Origin of the sequence: Coleofasciculus sp. E2-BRE-01 (assembly GCF_040221695.1) — a bacterium.
Lineage (GTDB): Bacteria > Cyanobacteriota > Cyanobacteriia > Cyanobacteriales > Coleofasciculaceae > Coleofasciculus.
The window spans coordinates 1-11197 of record NZ_JAVKEA010000190.1; the positions used below are offsets into that span (position 1 = coordinate 1).

At 44.7% G+C, this 11197-nt stretch carries 9 protein-coding genes and 2 pseudogenes; 3 read left to right on the plus strand and 8 right to left on the minus strand.

All coding sequences use genetic code 11. The annotated features are described in order from the left end of the window. Nucleotides 1–763: 763 nt before the first annotated feature. A complete protein-coding gene (locus RIG66_RS23560; RefSeq protein WP_446381134.1) occupies nt 764–1357 on the plus strand; it encodes a hypothetical protein in 594 nt (197 codons plus the stop codon). Here the strand turns inward: RIG66_RS23560 and RIG66_RS23565 are convergent. Continuing rightward, nucleotides 1337–1729 (minus strand): hypothetical protein, encoded by a 393-nt coding sequence (locus RIG66_RS23565; protein WP_446381135.1) that lies wholly within the window; start codon nt 1727–1729, stop codon nt 1337–1339. The genes RIG66_RS23560 and RIG66_RS23565 overlap by 21 nt on opposite strands. Nucleotides 1730–1909: 180 nt before the next feature. Between RIG66_RS23565 and dnaE the strand changes: the two genes are divergently transcribed. Beyond that, entirely contained in the window at nt 1910–5239 is a 3330-nt protein-coding gene (dnaE, locus tag RIG66_RS23570) for a DNA polymerase III subunit alpha (RefSeq protein WP_446381136.1), read from the plus strand. A gap of 158 nt (nt 5240–5397) precedes the next feature. On the opposite strand, the pseudogene RIG66_RS23575 reads toward dnaE, so the two are convergent. After that, nucleotides 5398–5925 (minus strand): annotated as a pseudogene (locus RIG66_RS23575) (IS1634 family transposase); the annotation flags it as partial. Between the two features lie 52 nt (nt 5926–5977). Here RIG66_RS23575 and RIG66_RS23580 point away from each other — a divergent pair. Further along, nucleotides 5978–7294, plus strand: a pseudogene (locus RIG66_RS23580) (IS630 family transposase). Nucleotides 7295–7533: 239 nt separating this feature from the next. Here the strand turns inward: RIG66_RS23580 and RIG66_RS23585 are convergent. The 6 genes from RIG66_RS23585 to RIG66_RS23610 all read right to left on the minus strand — a co-directional run bounded on the left by RIG66_RS23585 (nt 7534) and on the right by RIG66_RS23610 (nt 11191). After that, nucleotides 7534–7881, minus strand: a complete 348-nt coding sequence (locus RIG66_RS23585; protein WP_446339835.1) for a DUF5615 family PIN-like protein — start codon at nt 7879–7881, stop codon at nt 7534–7536. Further along, on the minus strand, nt 7882–8196 hold the full coding sequence (locus RIG66_RS23590; RefSeq protein ID WP_446339833.1) for a DUF433 domain-containing protein: 315 nt from the start codon (nt 8194–8196) through the stop codon (nt 7882–7884). Between the two features lie 73 nt (nt 8197–8269). After that, a complete protein-coding gene (locus RIG66_RS23595; protein WP_446381137.1) occupies nt 8270–8878 on the minus strand; it encodes a Uma2 family endonuclease in 609 nt (202 codons plus the stop codon). A gap of 137 nt (nt 8879–9015) precedes the next feature. Continuing rightward, nucleotides 9016–9387 carry a hypothetical protein gene (locus RIG66_RS23600; protein WP_446381138.1) on the minus strand — a complete coding sequence of 124 codons (372 nt, stop codon included), beginning with the start codon at nt 9385–9387 and terminating at the stop codon, nt 9016–9018. A gap of 27 nt (nt 9388–9414) precedes the next feature. Then, entirely contained in the window at nt 9415–10965 is a 1551-nt protein-coding gene (gene lysS / locus RIG66_RS23605; protein ID WP_446381139.1) for a lysine--tRNA ligase, read from the minus strand. 43 nt (nt 10966–11008) lie between these two features. Then, nucleotides 11009–11191, minus strand: coding sequence for a hypothetical protein (locus RIG66_RS23610; RefSeq protein WP_446381140.1), 183 nt, complete (start codon nt 11189–11191; stop codon nt 11009–11011). Nucleotides 11192–11197: the final 6 nt, after the last annotated feature.

Below are 11197 nucleotides of genomic sequence, written 5' to 3' on the forward strand. Positions count from 1 at the left end.
ATAAATAATTAGATCTTCATGAGTTTTGATGGTTTTTTGGTCTTCTTCCTTGTCCACTTTCCCTCCAGGTCTTCCAAGTCTTACCTCCATTATACCGTCAATGTAAAAAACCTACCCTTGTGAGCCCCCAGCCCCTCTCCCACGCCGGGGAGAGGGGGGCAAGAGATCCGGTTCCCCTTCTCCCCACGGAGGGAGAAGGGGTTAGGGGATGAGGGGGAAATGTCGAGAAGTAGATAGACACAGCTTAAAACCTTGCCAGCATTTATAATTTGTTGTCTAGGCAATTGCAAAGTTACGAATAGTAATATTGTTTTAATTAGCTAAATCTTCCGCTAGTTCTGATTCAGTTAAGCGAAAAGTATCAACACCGAATTCAGCAAGTTTGGATGAAAATACGACTGCCTAATAAACTTTTGTAACAAAGCCTTGACGCTGGAGTATCTATCCTTCAATGTGCTAAGATAATCCAAATTAAACCAAAAACTCTTAGCGCTACTCAAAGCTGTTCCCGCAGCTCTGAGCAGCTAACCCCCAAACTGATGTCTCCAGTCTGGAGGCTAGAAGAAATAGTAACACTCCTCTAGCCACTCCGACTTCATAAAGCAACTTGTGCGGGGTGGCTAAGATTTTGGGTCAATTGATTTTAGGGTTGAGGATTTTGGCGTTTTTCCGGCAAAAAAGCCGAGATTGCCACAAATCTAGTATCAACTCTCCTAAATCAAGCCAACGCTACCGCGAATACCCAAATCAGGAGTGATTTACCATGTCTCGGAACTTAATCACGGCTGGGGTAATTGATCCTCGCCAATTTTCTCTCGACGAAGTACGCCATCAAGTCGCTACATTTCTTAACATTCCCTTCCAGCAAATCGATCGCGTCGAATGTTGGCAACACCAAATCTGGGTCAAGCTGGTGGAATCCCGTGCTATCTTTGTTAGTTATCGCAACTTGCCCCTGTGGATTGAGGCGGGATTAGCGGCAATTGGGCGCTGTACCTCGCGTTCCCAGTTGGATGAATTAGGGGAAATCTTCCGTCGTGAACGTGACTGGTATGATCAGCATGAGCAACCGGAAGCCGTGCAACCCTGGCGTCAGGCGTGGGCAAAACAGGCTGAATATCTCAGAAACGAGGACGAACGCCTGAAACCCATTCGCGCCCATCAGCAAGCCGGACAGGATTGGTATGGGGCTTGGAAACGGGTACTCTACTGTTGCCGAGATTTTAACCGACTTCAGGGATTAGTCGGGGAAATCAATCAACAAAGTCAGGAGTTTCAGGATTTACCTGAGATTATGCAAAAGATGCAGCAATTGTGGCATCAGCGCTGGCAAGATCTATCGAGTGCGATCGCCTAAACCGTAGGGGCTTGGTAACCAAGCCCCTACGGGCGGTGTGCTGAAGGGGTGACAAACTCGCGTCAAAGGTAGGCAGGGTATGGGGTGTGGGGTATGGGGTGTGGGGAAAATCTTAGAGCAACACAAAAGCCCATAATGAGGAGATAGGGTAAGGCGCAAGCGCTCTCCAGGCGAGCCAACGAATAAACAATAGAGTTTTTGGTTACTCCCTGAGTAAAGTTCAACACCGAGCGGAGTCGAGGTGTTGACGCCCTCGCGGAGTCGAAGCGTCAATTTTTCCCGACACCCGACACCCGACACCCGACACCCGACACCCGACACCCTAAACCCGACACCCGACACCCTAAACCCGACACCCAGTAGTACCCTCAAGTCCCTTGTCACCCCCTCAGGGCGGTGTGACTACATATAGGGTGTAGTTGAATGATGTATCCTTATATGTGGGGTAGCCAGGGTCAATCTGGATGCATCAGGAATACCATTAGACCTGTCAGCTTACCATGAAGGTGAGCGATCGCGCCCCTTAACAGAATCCTTATCTCTCTTTGTTCTATGTCCTTCGTCGGTCTACATATTCACAGTGACTACAGCTTACTTGATGGCGCATCCCAGCTACCGCAATTAGTGGATCGGGCGGTGGAATTAGGAATGCCCGCGATCGCACTGACGGATCATGGGGTAATGTATGGCGCGATCGAGTTGATTAAAGTCTGTCGGGGGAAAGGGATTAAGCCGATTATCGGCAATGAGATGTATGTGATTAATGGGGATATTCAAGATAAGACGAAGAAGAAACAGCGCAAATACCATCAAGTTGTCTTGGCTAAAAATACCCAAGGCTATAAAAATTTAGTTAAACTGACGACAATTTCTCATCTGAAAGGAATCCAAGGAACAGGAATTTTTCAGCGTCCTTGTATTAATAAAGAATTCCTCCAACAATACCGTGATGGATTAATCGTCACCAGTGGTTGTTTGGGCGGAGAAGTCCCCCAAGCGATTCTCAAGGGTGACGTGCAAAAGGCACGAGAGCTTGCCCAATGGTATAAAGAGGTTTTTGGGGACGATTATTATCTAGAAATTCAAGATCATGGGTCAATTGAAGACCGGATTGTTAACGTAGAAATTGTGAAAATTGCCCGTGAATTAGAAATTAAACTGGTTGCCACCAATGATTCTCATTTTATCTCCTGTTACGATGTCGAAGCCCACGACGCCTTACTCTGCATTCAAATCGGGAAATTAATTTCAGAAGAGAAGCGGATGCGCTACTCCGGAACCGAGTATCTCAAGTCCGCCGAGGAGATGGCACAGCTATTTCGGGATCATTTGCCCGATGAGGTGATCCAAGAGGCGATCGCGAATACATTAGAAGTCGCGGATAAGGTAAAACGTTATGACATTATGGGGGAACCACGCATCCCCAATTATCCTGTTCCCAAAGGTCACAGTGCTGATAGTTACTTAGAAGAAGTTACTTGGGATGGATTATTGGAGCGCATGGGATGTCGTTCTCGCAGTGACATCGATCTCGTCTATAAAGAACGGCTGGAATATGAGCTGAAAATGATGCAGCAGATGGGATTTTCCACCTACTTTTTAGTCGTGTGGGATTATATTAAATATGCCAGAGATCAGAAGATTCCTGTCGGTCCAGGACGGGGTTCTGCGGCGGGTTCCTTAGTTGCCTATTCTCTGAAAATTACCAATATTGATCCGGTGCATCATGGGCTTTTATTTGAGCGCTTTCTCAATCCGGAACGGAAATCTATGCCTGATATTGATACAGATTTCTGTATTGAACGCCGGGATGAGGTCATTGAATATGTCACCCACAAATATGGGGCAGATCGGGTGGCACAAATTATTACATTTAACCGGATGACATCAAAGGCGGTATTAAAAGATGTCGCCAGGGTTTTGAATATTCCCTATGGGGAATCAGATCGGATGGCAAAAATGATTCCGGTTTCACGGGGAAAACCCACTAAATTAAAGGTAATGATTTCTGAGAAAACGCCTACACCAGAGTTTAGAGATGCTTACTTAAATAACCCCGAAGTCCAGCGCTGGCTGGATATGGCAATCCGGATTGAGGGGACGAATAAAACCTTTGGCGTTCACGCGGCGGGGGTAGTGATTTCCTCCGAACCCTTAGATGAAATTGTTCCCTTGCAGGTGAATAATGAGGGGGCGGTGATTACTCAGTATTTTATGGAGGACTTAGAATCCCTTGGACTCTTAAAAATGGATTTTCTAGGTCTGAAAAATTTAACCACGATTCAGAAAACGGCGGAATTGATTCGCCAACATCAAAATATAACGTTAGATCTGGATCAGTTACCCCTAGATGAACGTAAGGCGTTTGAGATTGTGGCAAAAGGGGTAATCAAGAAAATACCTGATGACATAAAACAGACCTATACGGTTTTAGAGAAAGGCGAGTTAGAGGGAATTTTTCAACTAGAATCGTCGGGGATGCGCCAGGTGGTGCGGGAGTTGAAACCGTCGAGTATCGAAGATATTTCTTCGATTTTGGCATTGTATCGTCCAGGACCTTTGGATGCAGGTCTGATTCCCAAGTTTATTAATCGGAAACATGGGAAAGAAAAGGTTGAATATCAACATCCGCTATTAGAGCCTATTTTAAAAGAAACGTATGGTACGCTTTGTTATCAAGAGCAGATCATGAAAATGGCTCAGGATTTGGCGGGGTATTCCCTGGGTCAAGCGGATTTGCTACGCCGCTGTCTGAGTGGTTCAACGGAGATTATTGATGCAGAAACGGGGCATTTAGTGTCTCTAAAAGAAATTGCGTCCAAACCTGAGTATTGGTTGGGACGAGAAGTTTTGTCTCTGGATACGGTGACTCAAAAGATTACTCAGCAACCGATTAGCGAAATTTATCCAAACGGGGTGCGAGATGTTTGGGAAATTACCACGAAAACCAATCGTAAAATTAGAGCGACAGCGGATCATCGTTTCTATTCACTATTAGGATGGCAGCCTCTGGAGCAGTTTAAGGTTGGTAGTCGGATTGGCTTAACTAAGATATTGTCACTGGCTACAGAGAGTGATATATCAGATGCTCAAATTAAGCTAACTGCTTATTTAATAGGTGATGGTCATCTTTCGACAAAGAGTCCTTCCTGTAGCTATTTCTGTAATAGTGACCCTGAACTGATTGCTGATTTTAATCATTGTGCAGAACAACTTTTTGGGACGACTGCACCAGTCGATCATCAGTTCCATGCTAATCGTCAATCCCAGAATTTTGCCACGGCTTTGCAGGATAAAGCACTGATGGCAATTGCAGAGTCTGATGTATTCTGGGATGAAATTGTCTCGATTGAATATGTTGGTCAAGAGGAGGTTTTCGACTTAAGTATTTGCCAAACTCATAACTTTATTGCCAATGACTTTATTGCTCATAACTGTATGGGTAAAAAGAAAGTGGCAGAAATGGAGAAACATCGAGGAATTTTTATCGATGGGGCGGCAAAAAATGGTGTAGCAAAACGAATTGCGGAAGAATTATTCGAGCAGATGATCCTATTTGCTGAATATTGCTTGAGTTATGATACACCCATTCTTACGGTTGAATATGGTGCTGTGGCAATTGGGGAAATTGTAGAAAAGCAGATTGAGTGTACGGTTTATAGTGTGGATGAGCATGGCTATGTCTACACCCAACCGATTGCCCAATGGCATAATCGCGGTGAGCAAGAGGTGTTTGAATATGTGTTAGAGGATGGTGCTACGATTCGGGCGACAAAAGACCATAAGTTTATGACAGATGAGGATCAAATGTTACCGATTGATCAGATATTTGAGCAAGGCTTGGAGTTGAAGCAGGTGGAGGTATTGCAACCTGTTTTTTAAGAGAGGGGAAGCCGCCGCATTAACCAGCCTTAGGTTGGTGATGAGTTGAGAATCCACCAAAGTGTAGTACAAAGGCTTAATTCCTAAGCTGAAGTTCCCCTTTGACAAATCGCTACACTGTATGTATATCCTGGCTTAGGGCGATTTAACTCTTGACTTCACTGGGTACATATCAGGCTGACGCCCAATAAATCCAAAGCCTTTCTTTGTACAGGAGTCGGTTCGGTTACCTGGTCAAAATCGAAATGAACACCTGGGATATTAGACTGAATTCGATTGTTAACAATTGTCCCTAAATCAGCTAACAATGTTTGAAAGCTATGCACAGGTAAGTTATCGGCAGTCCGCTTCTTTTGGGCTTTGGCAGAAGCCGAGTTGCTCTTCATCGAATGAGTAACAATTCCTTGGCGTAAATCAAGGGCATTATCCCAATCATCTTCATCGAAAAGAATCGGGGCTAAACATCGGCGCATATGCCATTCTACATAGTACGCCAACATACATAAGAAAACATGAGCTTTCACTCTATCGCTGTTACGATGATAGATAGGGCGTACCTTTAAATCAATGGTTTTGTAGCTGCGGAAGGCTTGCTCAACTTTGGATAAACTTTTATAGGCTTTGACAGTATCTTCGGCATTCAGTGTTTCTTCGGGTACGGAACTTCTCACTACATATAAGCTGTTCGGCATTTAAATAAGGTATAATTAAAATAGGAAATCCGAAAAACGAAAAAATATGACAGCCAAGAATTACCTAAAACCGGAGCAAAAAGAAAAACTACAAATTACTCTGAAAACAGAGGGCAATGCAGATATTAGAGAAAGAATTCTAATACTTCTATTGCTGAATGATGGCAAAACACAAAAAGAAATCGCAGAGTTTATTGGTTGCTCAAAAAACAAAGTGTGCTATTGGTGCGTTCATGGAGACCCAGATAACTTGGAAAGTCTCAGAGATAGAAGAATGTCAGGAAACCATCAAAAAGTCACAGATAAATATATTGATATTTTACTGGAAACAATCGAAAAAAGTCCCGAAGAGTTCGGATATGAATTTGGTCGATGGACAACTCAAAGATTGGCCAAGTATTTAGCGGAAAAAACAGGAATTCAGTTAAGTGGTTCACAGGTTCGGAGGATATTAGAGAGAAAAAAGTACGTTTACCTTTGGACAAAATATAGCTTATAGGCGAAGAGAAACTCCCAAAAAAGAGAAGCATTTAAAGAAAAAATAGAGGCATATATAAAAATAGAAAAATAGAACCCAGAACGTCTCCAGATATGGTTTTGGGATGAAAGTGGATTTAGTTTAAGGGTAAGCTAAAACGCATTTAAATTGTGTATTTTTTGTTATCCTTTGCCTTTTCCCTGTTGCCTTTCAGGGTTTTAGGCATCCCAATTTAAATGCCGAACAGCTTAATTAGAAGAAAAGATTGGTGTAAAAAAGGGAAGCGAAAACGAGTTAGAGGAGATCGAAGAAAGGGAAGAGTCAATGTCATGGGATGTATGCGCAATTCAGATAAGAAGAGATTTGTCGAATTTTTAGATACAAGCAATTCAGACAACTTTTATAAAGTTTTAAAGAGCTTTTATGAAGAAGCAATTAATGAATGGGTAGAAGCGGGAAATAAAAAAGAAGACTTTGCCGCAAAGGGAGCCAAGCTTGTTACAGCGCTTTGCGCTGTAATAAAGTACAGTAAATCAAAGTCCCCCTTTTTAAGGGGGATTTAGGGGGATCGACAATGTACCGCATAGCAGAGCAAACTGCTGTATTATTTTAGACAACGCTAGCTTTCACAAAAAAGAAGAGTATATTAATAAAATTGAAGCTGAAATGCCCAATGTTTATCTTGAATATTTACCCGAATATAGTCCAGATTATAACTTAATTGAATTAGTCTGGCATTCAACGAAAGAATATATTGCCAATCGGCTTTTTGAATCCATTGAAGAGTTAGAATCTTTGTTAAATCAACTTTTAAATGAAGACAAGCTAGTTGTTAACTGGGGACGTAAACTGAAAAATAAGGGTAATGCTCTTATCACAGTTTAAATGCATAACAGCTTAGCGGCTGTGGTGCAAGCTTGGACTGCCTGGAAAAAACACCAGCAAGAGCAAGAAGAGATTAGGCGTCAATAGCTTCAAACCGAAAAAAGATGTAAGAGCTGATCGACACAGGGGCGAACCCTCCCCTTTCTGCCGCATCTATTTCGGCAAGCTGTAACCCAGCTTCAGTAGAGCATTGTGGAACTTACTTTCCGATGCGTTGGCACGACCAAAGAGCGATCGCCTTAAAAAGGCAGATACTCAACAACATTAAGCCATTCATCAGGTTCTGAAGCGAGAGCAATAAGTTCCAAATCTTTGACAAATTGCCCAATCGTACCCCCTAACTGATGTCCAAATATCAAACCCGTAAAAGGTCGTTCCTGACGCTGCCAATCTTCAGCTAGTGCTTTAAAGCGAATATCCTGAGTGAACAAAACTCGACCGAGTGAACTAGCGTGTTCCAAAAGCGCCTCATCAGCTAACTCGGCTGAACCGTCTTCAATTGCTGTAAGAACGTCTACACCACGACGACGCAATTGATCCGTAATAGCTTGAGGTACATGAACATCCATGTAGAGTGCGATCGCCACTTACAATAACCCTCTTGCCTTCATCCGCACAAAGAAAGGAGAAGGTGATGCTTGAGATTTTGCCTGTTGTGCTTGCTCCCATTCCATGCGAATCTCACTATCAATCTCATCTTGGCGATCGAAGTAATATACCATCGCTGCATGAGCTTCTGATAGTGTCAGATAAGGATGCTGTCGGCACATTTCTTCCACTGACCACCCATAAGCCAAATAATCCATGACAATCTGAGCAACACGCACACGCGGTATCCGCTGTAACCGTGCGGGTTGACCTTCCGCTTTCTCTATATGAGGATAAATTACTCCTGATGTCATGGCATTGGTTTTGAAACCCTACTGAAGCCTAGAATAACAAGTCTGAGTGAGCAGAGCTATTGTGTAACTTTCATTAGTTTTCTTCAGCGCTAGGAATTGCTCCAGCCCAAATAATCTGCTCACTTGTCAGATTCAACTCTGGGAAAGTGCCTGAAACAATCTGCTCAGCACCAACGAACTCCATACCTTCATACAGTTCCTCAACCAGGGTAAAAATCGTCACCTTTGATGTCAGCGGGTCAACTACCCAGTATTCTGGAATATTTAAAACGTTGTACTCAACCCGCTTAGCCCGATAATCGGCGGTCTTTGTCGATTCGCTAACGACTTCTATCACTAAAATCGGAGGAGGTTCGTTGAGTTCAATAACAGCCTCGCGGGTTCTTAATTCGCGCCACTGCTGGCTAGGAATAATAGTCAAATCGGGAATGCGAGAGGTATCCCACTTGCCAGCACGAGGCGATCGCACACCAATCGCCACGGGTCTAACAATCCAGTCGCGTCCGCTACGCCCGATCTCAGCATCGATTTGCCGATAGAGAAAGTCAATGATTTCTCCATGTTGCCCGGTGCCAATACTCATTGCTACTAATTCCCCGTTCACCAACTCATAGCGGGTATCAGTCCCGTCTGAGTAGGTCAGATACTCTTCAAAGGTTAGCTTCTTAGTCGTTACAGTCATGATCGCCCCCTTCGGAGCATCTAGTTCGGTAGGCTATAACCCAACTTTAGCAGAGCATTGCGGCACTGGGTTTCAGATACCGTTGGCACAACCAAACAGCGATCGCACTCACCAATGAGCAGTTAAATAGCAAAGAGTTAAAGTTTACCCTCTTGCAAAACGCCAATCTTGGCTAACTCCTTCCACTCCGGCTCAATCGGTGAATAACGGCAATAGCACACAACAATCTCGTCATACTCAGCCGACTCAACCGACTTGAACCGCTCAACCCGACTCACTTCCCAGTCAGACCAACGAACATGAGTGCTAGCATCCGGGAAGTTTGGATCAACCGACTCTTCAAAGCGGGCAAACTCACGCGGGCGATCGCCTGGTTCTGGCAATGCCTTATCAGAACAATCTAAATACTCAGCCAGCATCCGGGTTAAGTGTCCAGCAGGTTGCAATTTGCGTTCCTTCCACCCCTTCGATGAAGCTGATTCAGTTTTGAAGACAATCCATCTCTTCATAAGTTATTCCACCGGACATGATATCACTCAGGCTGCAGGGGAACCATCGCGGCTGCTACTTTTGAGCAACGGAAACGCAATCACGTCCCGAATACTCGCCGAATCCGTTAATAACATCACCAAGCGGTCAATACCAATTCCTAATCCCCCGGTTGGTGGCATTCCGTACTCCAACGCCGCCAGAAAGTCTTCATCAACCCCTTGGGCTTCCAAGTCTCCAGCGGCTTTCCGTGCAGCTTGTGCTTCTAAGCGTTCCCGTTGATCCATCGGATCAGTTAATTCAGAAAAGCTATTCGCCGTTTCTCGCCCAGCAATAAATAACTCAAAGCGTTCCACTAATCCCGGCTTAGAACGATGGGGTTTAGCCAGAGGAGAAATTTCAATCGGGAAATCAACAATAAATGTTGGCTGAATCAGGGTTTCTTCACATTTTTGCTCGAAGCATTCATTGAGGAGTTTCCCCAATGATGGACAGTCGTCTACCCCTTCAATCCCCACCTTTTTAGCCGCAACTTTTGCTTCATCGAATGTCTGAAATTGATTAAAATCTAAACCCGTCACTTCCTGCACCAACTCATGCATCGTGACGCGACGCCAAGGCGGTGTAAAGTTAATCGTTTCACCTTGATAGGTAATTTCTAAGCTGCCCAAACTCTCTTGAGTGACGGTGGTAATTAAATTTTCCGTCAACGTCATCATATCGTTGTAGTCGGCGTAAGCCTGGTACACCTCAATTGAAGTAAACTCCGGATTGTGGCGCGTGGAAATTCCCTCGTTCCGGAAAATTCGCCCCAACTCAAATACCTTTTCAAATCCGCCAACAATTAACCGTTTCAAGTGGAGTTCTGTGGCTATTCGCAGATACAACTCCATCTCTAGAGTATTGTGATACGTGATAAAGGGGCGGGCTTCTGCACCTCCGGCTTCTGTACTAAAAACAGGGGTTTCAATTTCGATAAAGTCGCGATCCTCTAAATAGCGGCGAATGGCGGCGGTAATTTTAGCACGGCGGCGGAAGGTTTCCCGAACCGTGGGATTCACCATTAAGTCCACATAACGCTGACGATAGCGCTTTTCGGTATCGGTGAGACCATGCCACTTATCGGGTAAGGGTAAGAGGGATTTGGTCAGGATAGCATATTCACTGACATAGACGGAGAGTTCCCCTTTATCCGTGCGCTTAATTGTCCCCTTGACGCCTAAAATGTCGCCAATATCCGTGAGTTGCTTGAGAGGGGTGAACGGATTCGGCAGATCCGTCATAGTTGCGGTAATCCGCTTTTTGTCCAGATAGAGTTGAATCGTTCCGGTTTCGTCTTGAAGATTGAAGAAGGCTAACTTGCCGAAGACACGACGGGCTAAAATACGACCTGCGATCGCGACTTCAAAATCAACCTCTTCACCATTCCCCAGATCCGCGAATTTCTCTTGCAGTTCAGCCGCGTGGTGAGTAGACTGCCAGTGATACGCATACGGCTCAATTCCCAACGCTTTAAGCTGTTGGACTTTTTCCAAACGGGTAGCACGAATTTCTTCGAGAGTGTTTTGGCGATCGGGTGGGGACTGCTCAGGGGACATAATAGGGAACTGCTCGATGCTAATCTTGTAGGATCTCGGACATCTATCTTAACATTCGACCGAACAGATAACCGGAGCAATCATGCGATCGCACCGAACAACCGGATTCTCGCCCTGCTGTAACCGAACGCGGTAAATCTAGAATACGCGATTGCACGAACAACCGGATTCTCGCCATGCTGTAACCGAACGCGGTAGTAGTGCGAGCATCTTGCTCGCTACCCATTCCCAT